Annotated in this window: 13 protein-coding genes; 2 read left to right on the plus strand and 11 right to left on the minus strand. The window is 37.3% G+C overall.

Translation table 11 applies throughout. The features are described from left to right. Positions 1 to 4 precede the first annotated feature (4 nt). The 11 genes from CTY48_RS16165 to CTY48_RS16215 form a co-directional block, all read right to left on the minus strand. On the minus strand, positions 5 to 826 hold the full coding sequence (locus CTY48_RS16165; RefSeq protein ID WP_099469483.1) for a sugar ABC transporter permease: 822 nt from the start codon (positions 824 to 826) through the stop codon (positions 5 to 7). 9 nt (positions 827 to 835) lie between these two features. Further along, positions 836 to 2,173, minus strand: coding sequence for a carbohydrate ABC transporter permease (locus CTY48_RS16170; RefSeq protein ID WP_099469484.1), 1,338 nt, complete (start codon positions 2,171 to 2,173; stop codon positions 836 to 838). Positions 2,174 to 2,495: 322 nt separating this feature from the next. Further along, positions 2,496 to 3,410, minus strand: coding sequence for a LacI family DNA-binding transcriptional regulator (locus CTY48_RS16175; protein ID WP_099469485.1), 915 nt, complete (start codon positions 3,408 to 3,410; stop codon positions 2,496 to 2,498). A 78-nt stretch (positions 3,411 to 3,488) separates the two neighbouring features. Further along, on the minus strand, positions 3,489 to 5,153 hold the full coding sequence (locus CTY48_RS16180; protein WP_099469486.1) for a glycoside hydrolase family 13 protein: 1,665 nt from the start codon (positions 5,151 to 5,153) through the stop codon (positions 3,489 to 3,491). A 20-nt stretch (positions 5,154 to 5,173) separates the two neighbouring features. Further along, the gene (locus CTY48_RS16185) at positions 5,174 to 6,793 is read right to left on the minus strand and encodes a glycoside hydrolase family 13 protein (RefSeq protein WP_099469487.1); all 1,620 of its coding nucleotides are present in this window, start codon (positions 6,791 to 6,793) and stop codon (positions 5,174 to 5,176) included. A gap of 38 nt (positions 6,794 to 6,831) precedes the next feature. Continuing rightward, positions 6,832 to 8,379, minus strand: coding sequence for an alpha-amylase family glycosyl hydrolase (locus CTY48_RS16190; RefSeq protein WP_236354996.1), 1,548 nt, complete (start codon positions 8,377 to 8,379; stop codon positions 6,832 to 6,834). Between the two features lie 111 nt (positions 8,380 to 8,490). Continuing rightward, positions 8,491 to 9,363, minus strand: coding sequence for a sugar ABC transporter permease (locus tag CTY48_RS16195; protein WP_099469489.1), 873 nt, complete (start codon positions 9,361 to 9,363; stop codon positions 8,491 to 8,493). Beyond that, positions 9,363 to 10,757 carry a carbohydrate ABC transporter permease gene (locus tag CTY48_RS16200; protein ID WP_099469490.1) on the minus strand — a complete coding sequence of 465 codons (1,395 nt, stop codon included), beginning with the start codon at positions 10,755 to 10,757 and terminating at the stop codon, positions 9,363 to 9,365. Before CTY48_RS16200 ends, CTY48_RS16195 begins: the two co-directional genes overlap by 1 nt. Positions 10,758 to 10,820: 63 nt before the next feature. Continuing rightward, the gene (locus CTY48_RS16205) at positions 10,821 to 12,116 is read right to left on the minus strand and encodes an extracellular solute-binding protein (protein WP_099469491.1); all 1,296 of its coding nucleotides are present in this window, start codon (positions 12,114 to 12,116) and stop codon (positions 10,821 to 10,823) included. 213 nt (positions 12,117 to 12,329) lie between these two features. Beyond that, positions 12,330 to 13,325 carry a LacI family DNA-binding transcriptional regulator gene (locus CTY48_RS16210; protein ID WP_099469492.1) on the minus strand — a complete coding sequence of 332 codons (996 nt, stop codon included), beginning with the start codon at positions 13,323 to 13,325 and terminating at the stop codon, positions 12,330 to 12,332. Between the two features lie 204 nt (positions 13,326 to 13,529). Then, entirely contained in the window at positions 13,530 to 14,522 is a 993-nt protein-coding gene (locus tag CTY48_RS16215) for a heparinase II/III domain-containing protein (protein ID WP_099469493.1), read from the minus strand. Positions 14,523 to 14,524: 2 nt separating this feature from the next. On the opposite strand from CTY48_RS16215, the gene CTY48_RS16220 reads away from it, so the two are divergent. Next, complete coding sequence (locus tag CTY48_RS16220) at positions 14,525 to 15,163, plus strand: sensor histidine kinase (protein WP_099469494.1); 639 nt, start codon at positions 14,525 to 14,527, stop codon at positions 15,161 to 15,163. A 1-nt stretch (position 15,164) separates the two neighbouring features. Further along, the gene (locus tag CTY48_RS16225) at positions 15,165 to 15,749 is read left to right on the plus strand and encodes a response regulator (RefSeq protein ID WP_099469495.1); all 585 of its coding nucleotides are present in this window, start codon (positions 15,165 to 15,167) and stop codon (positions 15,747 to 15,749) included. Positions 15,750 to 15,788 lie beyond the last annotated feature (39 nt).

Below are 15,788 nucleotides of genomic sequence, written 5' to 3' on the forward strand. Positions count from 1 at the left end.
CCTTTTAACCTTTATCAGCACCGGCTGATATCCCCTGTACCAGATACTTTTGGAATACAATAAATACAATCGTAATCGGAACTGCTATCAATACAGCTCCCGATGCAAAAATGGTAAAATTGGTGCTTTCTTTTCCATTGATTAGTGCAAACAGTCCCACTGCAAGCGTTCTGGTTTTGTCACCAGACAGCAAAATATTCGGCAGAATATAGTCCATCCAAGGCATCATAAATTGTGAGACGGCGCAATACGTTATGATGGGTGTTGACAATGGCAGTACAATCTTTCGAAATGACTGAAATTTGGTACAGCCGTCTATATACGCAGCCTCATCAATAGACATGGGGACTCCGTCCATATACCCTTTAACCAGCCAAGTGTTGTATGGGATAGCTCCGACCGCATATACAATAATCAGCGAAATCGGTTTCCCAACCAGCCCCAGTGTCAGAAATAACGTGTATATTGCGGTCATTGATAAAAACGTGGGAAACATGGACAATATCATAATTGTCATGAGACTGGCTTTTTTCCCGGCAAACTGCATCCTGGACATAATCCATGCCGTTATCATAATTAAGCAAACGGACAAGACCATACTTGCAAAAGCAATCTTAAGTGTATTAAAAAACCAAATAGCATAGTTCGTTTCCGCAAACAAACGTCTGTAATTATCCAGCGTCAGTTTACTTAGTTTTATTGTACTGGAGGGTCCGCTGCCTTCTTGAAACGAAGACAGAACAATCCATATAACAGGGACAATAACAAGAAGTGACATTATAATTAATTCCATATGTAATAAAATAGCTGTTATTCTTTTCTTCATTTTTCCCTCCTATAATTCTTTAAAGGAAACGGTTCTTCTGAAATTCCAGAGAGATACTGCTCCGACAATAAAGAAAAGCAATACACTCATAACCGCAGCAATATCGTACATTTGCTGGTCTAACGTCAGTTTATAAATCCACGATATAAGAATATCGGTACTGCCTGCAAACTGCATATCTGGGTTGTTTGGTCCGCCCTGAGTCAGGAAGTAGATGGCACCAAACGCATTAAAATTAGCTGCTGTACTCATAATCAGATTGGGTGATGTAGCTTGAAATATCAACGGCAGCGTAATTGTTTTAAAACATTGTGTTTTGCCTGCTCCATCGATGGAAGCCGCCTCATACAGGCTTTGATCCAGATTGGCAAGTACCCCGAGCATCATAATCATAAACATAGGGAAACCCATCCAAAGGTTAACGATTAATACCGTAACCTTGGCTATCGTCGGATCTGTCAGGAAAGGTATATTTTCCGATATAAATCCTATTTTCAGTAAAATCTGGTTAATCGGACCAAACTGACCATTCAAAAGATTACGAAATACTAAAAGAGAAATCATCTGAGGAATGGCGAAGGGCAAAATCAATATGGTACGAAATACTGCTTTAAATCGAACGAGCGGGTGATTCAAAATCATAGCCTGAAACATCCCGAAAAAATATGTACTTAACGTGCCTAGCAATGTCCATATAACGGTCCACACAAATACTTTCATAAATGTATGCGACCATATCGGTATGGTAAATAGTTTTTTAAAATTGGCAAGCCCTACCCAGTCCAGCAATTTGCCGGGCGGCAGATGATCCCGGTTATAATTCAGAAATGCAGTCAGAACTGAAAATACAATCGGCATAATAACAACAAAAACAAATGCAATTCCAATCGGCGCTAATACGATATAGGCAAATCTTTTATTATAAAACTGCTTAAAATATTCTTTTGAACTCATGCAGGTGCCGGTTTGTTCAATCTGTAATCCGGTTTCCGAAGCATCTTTTATGTTCCAGAGATAAACCAGTATAAACAAAATCAAAACAATGACTGCTATCACACCTTTGATTAATAACATCGTGGAATGATCCCCATATTTTCCGCCGAGCTTTTCACCCAGCGTAATGATTCCCCATATGCCCTTCGTAAAGAAGCCCCCGTGGAGTCGGATAGAAAAATCAGGTACCAGCCCTTGGGCATATTCAATCCAATATCCGCTAAATAATTCCAAGCCTACAAGAAGAAGCTGCATGCAAAAAAAGATAAAACCCTTCAGCCTCTGCTTGGCAATCAAAAATTGTCCGCTTCCCCAGAAAAATAAAGACAGACCTATCATTTTTTTTCTTTTCACAAAACCATTCACCCTTTCCCTTTTTACTTATGCGCTTAAATTACTGTAATTATAGTATTTATACATTTACCAGTCAACAAATTTTATGCATTTTATCCACTTTCATCAGTTTATACAAAACTAAATTTGTCTATTTTTTGCTTAATTAACTTAACAAAAGAAGATTAAGTATTGTGAATGGTGCTTCTTCTTCGACTAATTCTAAGTCATTGCGCAGGAAAACCTTAACATAAATACTTAATAAAATTTTCTGCTAAAAGAAAAGAAACCGCGATTTTGGTAATAATCACGGTTTCTCATAAATCTTTATTTTGTTAATCAGCTAACTCAGCGGCGGTACATAAGTAACCCGTTCCACTTCATTGGCATTGTCAAGACGTAATAAACGATCCATTACTTCCACCGCTTTTTCTGCCTTTCTTTTATTGCTCACAACAATCGTTTTGGTATCCGGCAGCAGCATAATGTCACGCTCTGAATTCACTACAACGGAAATGTTTCGGTTGTCTACATAATTCTCAACCTGCATGCCTAATATCTCTCCGATGACCAATCCATTTTGGTTTTTATGCTTCTGCAAGAACTCAATGAGATTTGCATCATAACCATTCACAAAAATGTCCTCATCCGGCACGGCTCTGGCAATGCTTTCATAAACATTTTTATTGGAATGATCCTCCATTACCACATAAAAATCTTTTCCCAGCTGTTCCTCTGCTCTTTTGAGCACACTGCTATAATCTGTAACTATCTTGCAAAATATAGGGTCTTCGACATACCCTTCAATAAATATAGCGGGTACATAGAATTGTGTTGCGATTCGTTTGAATCGCTCTTCATCCATATCCATAATAAAAACAGCATCCAGAGAACGTTTTTGACCGATTTTTATGTCTTTTTCCATTTCCTTTGTCGGTAACAAGACCACATCATACCCTCTCAGATATAGACACTTTTGTATTTCTCTGGAAAGGTCATAGTATTGGAATATCTTACTCTTTTTATTACGTTCTTCCATATTTATAATAATCCCAACCAGATAACTACGCTGGCTGGCAAGTGATTTGGCATTCATATTCGGAACATACTTCAGCTTATTCGCAGCTTCAAAGATACGCATTCTCGTTTCATGGCTGATCTTCTCTTTTTCCGAATAATTCAGCACATAAGAAACCGTTGCGGTAGAGACTCCTGCTTCTTTTGCAATGTCCTTCATTGTTATTCTGTTAGACGACATAACATCCTCCTTAAACTGCATCTTATGCGCTTAAGTATATCATTACGGTTTTATACTGTCAATTCACCTATTTATTCCCTAGATGCGATACAATCTGCATTCATAAGGTTTTAAAATCTTTTCTTTGCTCTCAATAGCAGAATGATTTCCTATGAGCAATTTTGCCTTCGCAATATCGTAAGGTATCCGTAATGTTGCATTTTTTTCTGAAAAATTGCAAACAATCAAATAGCATTCTTCCTCAAGCTGTCTCGTATATGCGTAGATATTTTTGCTGTTTTCCATGAGCAGCTTATAATCACCATAAATTAACGCGTCAGTCTTTTTTCTAAGTTTAATTATCTTCTTATAAAAGTTCAAGATTGAATCCGGATCTTGCTCCTGCTCTTTCACATTCAGCCATTTATAATTTCTATTCACTTTCATCCATGGGCTAGCTGACGTAAATCCGGCATTTGAGGAAGTATCCCACTGCATTGGTGTACGGGAATTATCTCTTGTCGTCTTTTTTAGTATCTGCAGGGATTCTTCCGGTGTCATTCCGTTTCGTATTCTATCCTCATAGCTAAACAGAGAAGGCTCGTCACGAAAATCCAAGTGAGATTCATAATCAGCATTTAACATTCCGATTTCCTGACCCTGATAAATAAAGGGCACACCCTTTTGCATGAAATACATTAACGCCAAACATTTTGCACTTTCTTTCAAGTACTGATCCGGTGAACCAAATTTGTTGATGCTTCTTACCAAGTCATGGTTTTCCATAACCAGAGCTACATTTCCCTCATTGCCTGTGGCTATTTGCCACTTAGTTAGCGCTTTCTTTATTTTTTTTAGCGACACTTTTTCCTCTTCTGCTTCTGCATTCCATAAATTCAAATGTTCGAACTGAAAAAGTGAATGAAAGATTCCCTTTTCTGAAGACACCCATTCATCAACCTCTTTGATACGCACTCCATTTGCTTCGGCAACCGTAAATATGTCATACTTTGAAAATGTATTCTCTTTTAATTCCTTTAATAAGTCAATAATGCCGGGTTGATTCATATGTTTACAAAAAGATGAAACATATTTTTCACCATATACGTTTGGTATATCCTCAAAGTCCGGTTTGCATATATGACTGATTGCATCCACACGAAATCCGTCTATGCCCCTATCAAGCCACCAGCAAATCATATCAAACAAAGCTTTTTTTACCTGACTGTTTTCCCAGTTGATATCAGGCATTGTTTTGCCAAATACATGCAGAAAATATTGTTTTGTCTTTTCATCGTATTCCCAAGCTGAACCGCCAAAAATACTTTCCCAATTGTTTGGCTCTTCACCATTTTTAGCATCTCTCCAGATATACCAATCTCTTTTCGGATTAGTCTTAGAGCTTCTGGATTCAATAAACCAAGGGTGGTCTGCTGAAGTATGGTTTATAACTAAATCCATAATGACACGGATATTAAGTTCATGGGCTTTATCAAGCAATTCTTCAAAATCTTTCATTGTTCCATATTCCGTTTGAATACCTTGATAATCGCTGATATCATACCCATTGTCATCATTTGGTGATGGATAGATTGGACAGATCCATATTAGATCGATACCCAATTCAGAAAGATATGGTAATCTTTTTATAATTCCCTGTAAATCACCTATCCCATCCCCATTGCTGTCTTGAAAACTTCTCGGATATATCTGATATGCTACCGCACTTTCCCACCAAGGTTTCATCTGTACTGTTTTTTTCATTTTCATAACCTCTTTCCATCCTATGGCAGCCTGTACATATAGGCCTCATAGGGTCTTAACCTGTTTTTTACTATATTCTTATAATTAGAAATTAAAAGTTCCTCTATCGTCTCATACTCTTTTGGCAAATGATACTCTGCCTCATTTGAGTAAAAATTGCATAAGACTACTATTTTAGAGTCCCCTAATGTTCTGGTATATGCAAATATTTGATTATCTTCGGGAAGCAGCAACTCAAAATCCCCATACACAATTACTTCATTTTCTTTTCTCAGCTTAATCAATTTCTTATAATAGTGATAAACGGAATCAGGGTCTTTTATCTGATTTTCTGCGTTAATCAACTTATAATTAGGATTTATCCCTATCCATGGTGTTCCTGTTGTAAAACCACCATTTTTCCCATTATTCCATTGCATTGGCGTTCTCGCATTATCCCTGCCCTTTGCGTAGATGGCTTCCATAATGCCTTTTTGTTTATAACCTTTTTCCAAACGCTCTTTATACATGTTCAAGGTTTCAATGTCTTTATATTGGCTGATATCAGCAAACCTTACATTCGTCATCCCAAGCTCCTCTCCTTGATAAATATAAGGGGTTCCTTTCAGTCCATGAAGTAAGGTTGCAAGCATTTTGGCACTCTCAATTCTATATTCCCCATCATTGCCCCATCTGGATACAATTCGCGGCAAATCATGATTGTTCCAAAACAAGCTATTCCAACCATCATTCTGAAAGCATGTCTGCCATTTGCAAAATACCTTTTTTAAGTTCATTAAGCTTAATGGTCTCAAGTCCCATTTTTCTTTTCCGGGAATCTGATCCAATCCAATATGTTCAAATTGAAATACCATGCTTAATTCATTTCTTTGGGGATTGGAGTACATTTTTGCAATCTCTGGTGTTGCTCCCCAGCATTCCCCAACGGTTAGTAACTCCTTCTCTCCAAAGGTATTCTCATTCATTTCACGGATATACTCATGGAGTCTTGGTCCATTTCCGGTAATGCCTCTATCAGGGACTTTGCCGATTAATTCGATAACATCCAGACGAAAGCCACCAATGCCTTTATCAATCCAAAAATTCATAAAGCTCCAGACTTCTTCCCTTACTTTTGGATTTTCCCAATTTAAGTCGGGTTGCTTTTTACTAAACAAATGCAAATAATATTGTTCTGTCGTTTTGTCCCATTCCCATGCACTTCCGGAAAAGGCGGAGCCTAAATCATTTGGCTCTTTTCCATCCACAGCATCCCGCCAGATATAAAAGTCCCTGTAGGCATTATTCTTGGATTTTCTTGACTCTATAAACCATTTGTGTTCATCGGAGGTATGATTCGCTACTAAATCCATTAGAATTTTTATATTTCTTTTCTTTGCCTCTTTCAAAAGAAACTCCATATCTTTCAATGTTCCAAACTCTTCCATAATATCCTCATAGTCACTGATATCATAACCATTATCGTCATTTGGTGATTTAAAAACCGGACTTAACCATATTACATCGATTCCCAGCTCTGACAAATAGTCTAATTTTTCTATTATTCCTTGTAAATCGCCTATTCCATCTCCATTACTGTCATAAAAACTTCTCGGATATATTTGATATACAACAGAACGATGCCACCATTTTTTTACCATAATGTTTCCCTTCTTCCTAATCTTTGCTAAACCAATCGTTATTTTAAAATAGCAATGGAATACATAGGCATAGATATTACATCGTCTGATAAAGTAACTTTATTTCCATCCACGGTAAGATATCCTTTAAGCGATAGCCCTGTTAATTTAGCGTCCTTTAGAGAAATATCAGCTGCATCAGGGCTAATGTTATAAAGAATCACAATCTCACTGCCTTCATATACTTTTTTTATTGCACTTACATCTTCGGCACACAGCTCTTCTATCACACTGACTTCACCCCTTGCAATCTCAGGATTTTCATTGCGTATTCTAATTGCTTTCTTATAATAATTATATATGGACAGCGGCTCTTCCATCTGTGCATCCACAGGCTGGAATACCTGTTTCACGATGTCAGCATTACTCGGTGCATCGGTAATTCCGTCTGTGTCCGTTAATGACCACTGCATCGGCAAACGTTTATTTTCATCTTTTGTCCCTTTACTATTCATACCGATTTCCTCTCCATAGTAAACAAAGGGACTGCCGTTTAGGGTCAATAACATACCTGCTGACATTTTCATTTGATTTTCATCATTGATACATTGCGCTGATATTCTTGTTGTATCATGGTTGCTGACAAAAGGAGCATCGATATATTCCGGATTACCTTTTTGATAGCTCTCGTTTAATTTCACCAGTGTATCGGCATAACTTTTACCGGAAGCGGTTCCTAGTTTCCTGACTGTATTCGTGATAAGCCCATCATGCTGAGATAGTGGGAAATTAAATAAGCTGGTAATACCGCTTTCATAATACGTTTGAAGTGCTGCCGCTTCATCCCACACCTCTGCAACAATATAAGCATCTTTTTTTACACCCGTTACATAGTCTGTAAACCAATCTAAAACTTCGACGTTTTTCTCTTTTTCACCGGAATAATATTCTTTTGCAGCATCTAACCGAAATCCATCCACTCCGGTATCCAGCCAAAACTTTGTTATATTTTCAATTTCCTGTCTTACCATCTCGTTTCCCAGATTTAAATCGGGCATTTTATCCCAGAAAACGCCTTCATAGTACCACTCAGAATTGCCCGCTTTATAATATACATCGCTGCCTTCATATTCTCTTGTAAAATTGTAATAACCGACATAAGGACATTCCTCTAAATCAGGCTCTTCCCCTTCTTTCAACCCCTCCAAATAAGAGACAGCCTCCACAAACCAAGGATGTTTAGAGGATGTATGATTGAATACAAAATCTATGATCAAATGAATATCACGCTTATGGCATTCTTCAACCAATTTTTTAAAATCATCCAAGTTACCATACTGAGGATCAATATCGTAATAATCTGTCACATCATATTTGTGATAAGTAGTCGATGGCATAATAGGCATCAGCCAAATCCCATTAAACCCTAAGTCAGAATCAGTCGAACTATCTCCGTCATTTATATAATCCAGTTTATCTATCACACCATTGATATCACCAATTCCATCCCCATTGCTATCAAAAAATGAATATACAAATATCTCATAGTAATTGCGGTAATTATCCTCAATGATATTTAGTTCTTGAACAGTATCACTATTCGTCATGCCACACCCACCTATTGCCAAAATAGATAATAAAAGGCAACCCCACATTAATATTTTCTTTTTCATACAAACTCCATTCTATTCCAGTATTTCTTCTTATAAGCATAAAATTTAACCTTTTACAGCACCTGATATACCGTCTGCATAAAATTTCTGGGTAAGTAAAAATATGATAGCAATCGGAAACGATATTAAAACGCAACCGGCAAAAAATTGTGTATAGTAGTATTCAATAAATTCCTTTTCCAACACACTCCATAGCCCTATGGCTACCGTATAATACTGCCTGTCTTGACCAAGTATTACCCTTGCAAAAATATAATCTACCCAAGGTCCCAAAAAGGAAGTCAACAAAGTATTCACAATAATTGGTTTGGATAAAGGGATTGTTATTTTACGAAAAACATCCCACTTAGTTGCGCCGTCAATAAAAGCAGCTTCATCAATATTTTTCGGTATGGTATCAAAAAAACCTTTTGCTACGTAAAAAACTAAGCCGGAACCTCCCGAATAGACCATGACCAGTGCCACCAGCTTAAGTTCTCCTACTTCTAAAAAACCAAATCCTTTTAAAATATAGTAAACAGCAATCATAGACATGAATCCGGGGAACATCCCCAAAATCAAAGCAATATTCATGAATTTCTTACGCATTCTAAATCTTAATCTTGACATAACATAAGCGATACTTAAAACAAAAAACGCAGATAAAAGACATGTAAAAATAGCTACGATAAGAGTATTGATAAACCATCTGTCAAAGTTCAAACTACTGCCTGATTGAAAAAGGTTCTTGTAATTATCCAATGTGTATCCCCTTGGTAGAATGTAGCTTTTATATGTTCCTTTTTCCTTACGAAAAGAAGTTAACAGAACAAAGAACATTGGTAAAATCCAAATAAATCCAAGAATTGCTAAAGACACATGCACGATAGAATTGGATACAAATTTTCTTCTTTTCATAGATTTTGTATTTTTTGCCATTATTGAAAAGCCTCCTCATCTTTATACGAACCTGTGTGACGATAGGTTAACAGAGATAATGTTGCAAGTATAATAAATACAATAATGCCGATAACCGCACCAATATTATAATCTTTGTTTTGAATTGTCAGCTTATATAACCAGGTAACTAACAAGTCAGTCTCACCTGCACTATAAAAATCAAGTGTTTCAGGACCGCCTCCTGTCAGCAGATAAATAACATTAAAGTTATTAACATTGCCGACAAATGTGGTGATTAATGTTGGCGTCGTAATAAACAGCATATAAGGCAACGTTATCTTGAAAAATGTAACAAAAACATTCGCACCATCAACTTTTGCTGCTTCATATAATTCTTTTGGAATGTTTTGTAAAATACCCGTAGTTGTTAACATTGTAAAAGGAACACCAATCCAAATGTTAACAAGAATAATCATTATCTTCGCCAATGTAGGGTCTGTGAAAAATGGTATGGATTCTGTAGGTCCAATCATTCCAATATTTCGAAGCAATGCATTAGCAGGACCATTGGTATTGAAAATGGTTCTCATCGTAAGCAAAGATACAAATTGCGGAATTGCAATGGATGAAACAAATACTAATCTCCAGAAGCTTTTAAAGCGAGTACCTTCTCTATTAATTACAATCGCCAACAACATCCCCAAGATGTAGCAGGTAAATGTTGCAAAAATTGCCCAAACGATTGTCCAACTAAGAATAGGCCAAAATGTATCAGATAAAACTCCATCTTTTTGAAACATTGCAATGAAGTTGTCTAGTCCAACCCAATCAAATAAATTGCCCGGAGGCTGATGATTTTTATCATAACTTGTAAAAGCAATTAAAATCATAAATGCAAGGGGAACAATAGTAAAAACAACTATTCCCGAAACAGGTAAAGCCAGTAATAACTTATGTAGGTTTTTTTCTTTTAAAGAACTTAAGTCATCGATAAATGCCGGTATCTTTTTACCAAGCTCTATTCTCTTTTGTGTGTCATACGCACTTTTTACAGAAGACACTAACAGCAATACAAAACCAAAAGTCAGAAATATTGTAATAACACCATAGAGCAGGCACAGCATGGAATTATCACCTTTCACATACTCATAGACCTGCTTGGTTTCATTAAACACTTCTTCCTGTGTATTTGTTCCTAATGTTATAAAATCCCTAATTGCGCTTATTCCGAAAGTAACCATATAATAGATATATGCAATTTCTAATGCCAGCATCAATAGCCCTCGGAGAATCTGTTTATGAAAAATATTACCAAAGCCAAATATTACTGCCGAAAGCTTCGTTGCCCCATTCCCTTGAATATAGGCAGTTCTAAAAGCAACATCAGAATTTAATGTACTAATTTTTAACTTTTTTTGCTTTTTATAGGCCATAATCTAACTCCTTTTTTCAATATTAAAATACGGGGAGCCACTATTAGCAGATCCCCGTATCTTCTATTCTACTGCTAAAGTAGCAACAAATTTATCCATTTTTTCTTGAGCATTCTCTTTATTTAATTCACCGCTTCTAATTTCAGCTGCAATAGCCACAACATTTTCCCAATATTTTGAACCAAACTCTGCTGAAATTGGCTGCATAACAGACGCTATATTTGCTTCTTCCACAATAACTTTCGCAACTTCGTCTGATTGAACTGCCTCATTTTCACCGGCAGCAAGGTTTGTCGGTGCCTGACCGCTTTCTTTAAAACGCTGAAGCTGCATTTCTTCACTACCCAGATATGCTGCAAAAGCAACTGCAACAGCAGTATTTTCTGCATGAGAGTTTACACCGATTGCTTTTGAACCGTAGAAACCTTTTAATTGATAATCATTTCCATCCGGGTTAAATGTAGGAATCACTGCCAAGCCTAAATCATCACCCAAAGCCTCTTTGTACAGGTTATAGTTCCAAGACCCGTCAAACCAAGCACCAATTCTATGATCTGCTGTTAATTCTGACAAAGAAACATCATCTGCATAGGCAGTCTTTGGATTGTTAACTAAATCTATCAGGTAGTTCGTTACTGCAATACCTGTTTCATTATTCCAGTTAGCACCGGCTGCAAAATCCACCTGGCTCTCACCATAGATTGTCAAACCGGCTCCATAGTACCAAGAGCCCAACTTCCAGCCACCTGCTGAATCAAAGCAGAAATTGTATACATTATCAGGCGTTTCTTTTGCCATGATGCTTTCAATCGATTTAATATCTTCTTCACTTAAAAGTGATTTATCATAATACATAAAGAATGTGTTATGAGTAAAAGGAATTGCATAAATTGCATCGTCCACGGTTACCGTATCAACAACCGCTTCCGCCATCGTTGTTTTAACCATCTCTTCTGTAGAGCCGCCAAGTCTTGCAATCGCTCCGGCATTTACCAATTCATTCAACTGGTCATTTGCAAAGAAGAATACATCACCGGCTGCCGCAACGTCTCTAAGAACTTGGTCTTTCGCTGTATCTTCACCTTGTGCTTCGACTGTAAAAGTAATATCCCATTCCGGGTGTAATTCCTGAAAAGATTTTGTCATAGAGTCCATTGTACCGTTTTGTATTTGATTTTCAGGTGCCCAAACAGTCAGGCTAACTGCTTCGGGTTCTGTGGAAACCTCCGTTTCTCCAGCCTCTGTAGTTTCTGCCGTATTTGCTGTACCAGTAGATGATGTTGCTGTTTCGTTACTACAACCAGCTAAAGAAGCGATTAATGTTGTAGCCATAAATAATGATAAAACTTTCCTTTTCATGATTTTCCTCTCCTTTTAAAATAGTTTTGTGACGATAGTCACAACTGTTTCTATCATAAAATGTGATTTCACATTTTACTTAGCAGTTTACTATAACTTTCAAATACTCTTATTGCAGTCATAACAGTTCTATTTAAAGAAAAATAATCAGTTAATACTTTTACGGAAACCGTTTTCCGTAATACTATAAAAAAGTTATATAGACATTACTTTTTATTTTTGAATAACATCTATATAATCTATTTTACAAATCTCATATGGTATTTCAGTATATCGCCCTTTTTCTCCTCTAATCAGTCTAGCCAATTCATCAAATGCTTGCTTTGATTTCTGATTAAAATCTTGTTTTACCGTATTCATGGCTATCCGGGTATATCCCATTAATCGGATTCCATCAAAACCACATACCGGCCTGAATATATCCATTTCTGTAAGTGCAAATATCGCCCCGATGGCCATAAGATCTGATGCACATACAATTGCGTTTACTTTCTTTGCATTTTTTAACGTAATCTCTCTTGCTTTGTACTCATTAAAATCGCAATATTCAACAACTAATTCAAAACCATCTTCTTTTTGCAGTTTTTTCATGGCATCAAGACGCCTGTCGGTAATGTATCCCCCTGCACCACCTGCTATATACAAAACACGGTTAATATAATCATTCTCATCCAAGGTTTTTTTTGCCACCTTATATTGAGCAGAATAATGATTAATCGAAACGGAGGATGTTTTGCTGTTCGTAATTGGCGAATCCACTAATACACAATAAAATTCTTGTTCTTCTATTATTTTATAGAAGTTCTTATTTTCAATGGATAAATTATATAAAATCAAACAATTAATTCTCTGAGATCTCAAATATGCCTCTACTTGTTCATAGCTCATATCATCAAATTGGGAACTGAAGAAAGTTACGACATCAAGATGATACTCCTTCGCCTTTTCAAAGGCGCCTGTTAGGTATTGCATACTAATTTCATCAATAAACTGGCTGTTATGGCGTATATCAACGATTAGACCCACCCGGTTAAACTCTTTCTTAGATAAAGAAACAGCCACAGAATTTGGTACATATCCCAATTCTTTAACTGCTTTTTCAACTTTTATCCTAGTCTCATTACTTACTAAAGTATAATTATTTAAAACCTTAGACACCGTTGACTTGGCTACACCAGCCCTTTTTGCCACATCATTTATCGATATCACTAAATCACCTCCTACAGAAAACGGTTTCATTAGTCATAATATATAACTTATTTTTATGTTTGTCAATTGATTTTCATATTTTTACCAAATAAACTTGGTTGAATGAAATTTGAACAAGAAGAAAGGCAATGCAGCCTATTGTCTAGAAACATTGCCTCTCCTTCTTGTTTTGTCTCATTTGATTTCATTCCAATGATAAATCAATTACCACGCCAGACACAATCCCTGCGGTTCCTCATCGGAAAATACCAATACCTTTCCATAACCTTGAAAGCCTCCGGCTTCCAACAGCCCAACCTCTGAAATAACCTCCTGATGAAGACAAAGAACCGTGTATTGTTCTCCATTTTTATGCAGCCTGACGGCATGGGCATAGTCATCTCCAAGAACTTCTCCGGTCCTGGTAAGGGATACCGGAATCAATTCTGCTGCTATGTCCTGAGCATTTTCAGCGGGTGATACCGATATAACCGTTATCATACAGGTATTTCCCACAGCCCGATGGTTAACTTCAAGACATTTGCCTTCTTCCAGCTTATTGTAGACGCGGGAAAGAGGAGCATTCACAAGTGAACATTCTGCTTTCGGCGTCAGAGGCAGCAAGGTTGCTCTGGCATGACTCCCCCTATACTGTACAATCCCGTTTTCCAGTGTTACGCACTCTTTATTATTAAAGTGGAAGTATTGTGTGTAATCATGCTGACCTTTCCCATAAGCTTCGTCAAACAGTAAATAGATATCCGGCTTGATAAAAACAATTTTGCGGGAAACATAAAGCCCTTTTCCTAAATATCCAAGATGTCCGCCGCTGATATAGTCCACTCGGCTTGTAAAATTATATTCTCCTTTTACCGGCATAGCAATCGGGGAGTAATCCCAGCTATTTTGATAAACAGTAAATTCTTTATTATCTGCTGTAAAGGTATTGTGCGCAGCCGCTGATTTTAGTTTTTGCCGTATGGGACTCTCTTGATAATTGTATCGCCCGCTGTCAATAAGAATGTCTTCTCCATAACCATATAAGTCCACATGGAGCAAATCTGCATGTCCGTGACCGCTTCCCAGACAGCCACAGTGCATATGAAGATAGGTGTTTTGAAGCTGATCTAAGCCGCCCCGAAGAATATAATTACCGCTATGTGAAAAGGCAGTGCTTTGAGGGTTAGCCGCCTTAGGAGGCGTCTTCTGATACTCTATAAATGCATATTAAGCAGAAACACGATGAAATTGCCTTATTGCAAAGTCAGGTAAACCCTCACTTTTTATATAATACCTTGGACTCTATCCGGTGGATGGCTGTCATTCAAAAAAATCCAGGAATAGAAAAGACGGTAAAGAGCCTTTCCAATCTGCTTAAAAATTTGGCAAAGGGTGTAGGGGAAAAGATTACTCTTGAGGAAGAGATTTCCTTGTTACAGGATTATGTGGATACCCAGTCTGTCCGTTTTATGGAATTGTTAAAGATAGAAAATCATATTGATAAACAGTTCTATTCTTATAAGATAATTAAATTTACATTGCAGCCGCTGGTTGAAAATGCTATTTTTCACGGAATCGAGCCAACCGGAGAGTGTGGAACCATTACATTGACTGCTTATGAAGAGGGAGATTATTTACTCATAACAGTAAAGGACAATGGTGTTGGCATGTCTGAAGAAGAGCTGAAAGTTCTTAGAGAGTCTGCTGTAAATCCCCATCTGCGTGGAATGGCAGGAATCGGCGTTTCCAATGTAGACAGCCGTTTAAAGCTGACTTACGGAGATGAATGCGGACTTTCTTACGAAAGTGTGCAGCGAAGCTTTACCCGTGTGACTGTACGCATAAAAAAGGAGGTATGAAATGTATAGAGTACTGCTAGTGGATGATGAGCCGTTGGTTCTTGCAGGTATTAAGAGTATGATAGAGTGGGAAAAGTTTGACTGCCAGCTTATAGGAAATGCACGAAATGGAAAGCAGGCATTGGAGATTATAGAAAAACTTCATCCTGATATTATCATTGCTGATATAAATATGCCGGTTATGGATGGAGTCGAGCTGTTAAAGACAGCAAACAGACAGTATCCGGAAATTACCTTTGTGATGCTTTCCAACCTACAGGAATTTCAGTTGGCAAGAGACAGCCTGCGTTACCATGCGGTGGACTATCTGATTAAAACTATGTTGGAACCGGAAGTATTGCAGGAAAGTCTTGAAAGGGCAAAGGCTGAAGTAGATATACGCAGACAGATGAATGATTCTTCGGTAAAGGATGGGTATCAGAAAGTAAATGAAGGCCAGACACTATCCGGTGCTGTAAGACACTTTATGTCTATTTCGGATATTCCGAAGGAAGTGGAAGCTGCTTTTTTGGAAAAACGGCATTTTAGATGGATATGCTATGATTTCCATTCAGTTTCTTTATCCCGAAAATCTTATCTCGCGTGAAATGGACCGCAAGGGAATTGACGAGTTATATAATTGGGA

The organism is Konateibacter massiliensis (assembly GCF_900184995.1).
GTDB classification, from domain to species: Bacteria; Bacillota; Clostridia; order Lachnospirales; family Lachnospiraceae; genus Lachnotalea; species Lachnotalea massiliensis.

What these genes read in the sequence shown, in the direction of transcription:
- CTY48_RS16165 (WP_099469483.1), bottom strand. Translation starts at nt 826, where the DNA reads ATGAAGAAAAGAATAACAGCTATTTTATTACATATGGAATTAATTATA.
- CTY48_RS16175 (WP_099469485.1), bottom strand. Translation starts at nt 3,410, where the DNA reads ATGTCGTCTAACAGAATAACAATGAAGGACATTGCAAAAGAAGCAGGA.
- CTY48_RS16180 (WP_099469486.1), bottom strand. Translation starts at nt 5,153, where the DNA reads ATGAAAAAAACAGTACAGATGAAACCTTGGTGGGAAAGTGCGGTAGCA.
- CTY48_RS16185 (WP_099469487.1), bottom strand. Translation starts at nt 6,793, where the DNA reads ATGGTAAAAAAATGGTGGCATCGTTCTGTTGTATATCAAATATATCCG.
- CTY48_RS16190 (WP_236354996.1), bottom strand. Translation starts at nt 8,379, where the DNA reads ATGACGAATAGTGATACTGTTCAAGAACTAAATATCATTGAGGATAAT.
- CTY48_RS16195 (WP_099469489.1), bottom strand. Translation starts at nt 9,363, where the DNA reads ATGGCAAAAAATACAAAATCTATGAAAAGAAGAAAATTTGTATCCAAT.
- CTY48_RS16200 (WP_099469490.1), bottom strand. Translation starts at nt 10,757, where the DNA reads ATGGCCTATAAAAAGCAAAAAAAGTTAAAAATTAGTACATTAAATTCT.
- CTY48_RS16205 (WP_099469491.1), bottom strand. Translation starts at nt 12,116, where the DNA reads ATGAAAAGGAAAGTTTTATCATTATTTATGGCTACAACATTAATCGCT.
- CTY48_RS16220 (WP_099469494.1), top strand. Translation starts at nt 14,525, where the DNA reads ATGCATATTAAGCAGAAACACGATGAAATTGCCTTATTGCAAAGTCAG.
- CTY48_RS16225 (WP_099469495.1), top strand. Translation starts at nt 15,165, where the DNA reads ATGTATAGAGTACTGCTAGTGGATGATGAGCCGTTGGTTCTTGCAGGT.